The following is a 354-nucleotide window of genomic DNA, read 5'->3' as shown; positions in this document are numbered from 1 at the left end:
GCATAGCGCTAAATCTTGATAAAATGGTAGGGGAAGCGGTGGGGGTGAGAATCCATAATTTGGGTAAGGCTTCGTTGAACAGTCGGCGATTATTGCGGTTGGCTTGGCGTTGCAGCGATCGCCTCACGTCTAGCAGCTTTCCGAGACAGTCGCAAATTTCATCTTCGCTGACTGGGTTGCGAAAGGGTTCAAAAATCGAAGGATTCGGACTCGCAGCCATTCTTCCTAAGATACCCAAGGGTCGAACCATTGCCAGTTCTAAATTCGGAAGGGGTCGAAAGTACAAGTCGATTTCTCGGACTTCGGAAGCCACCCGCTGGGGTGCTTTTACCTCCCCGTAAGGAGAGAGCAATT

Annotated in this window: 1 pseudogene; it reads right to left on the bottom strand. The window is 50.6% G+C overall.

The features are described 5' to 3' along the window. Nucleotides 1-354, bottom strand: a pseudogene (locus tag LKK83_RS31940) (hypothetical protein); the annotation flags it as partial.

It is taken from the genome of Phormidium sp. CCY1219 (genome assembly GCF_035615515.1).
In the GTDB taxonomy this organism is placed as follows: domain Bacteria; phylum Cyanobacteriota; class Cyanobacteriia; order Cyanobacteriales; family Laspinemataceae; genus CCY1219.
The sequence above is the reverse complement of the archived record's forward strand: the minus strand, read 5'-3'. Positions and strand labels throughout refer to the sequence as shown.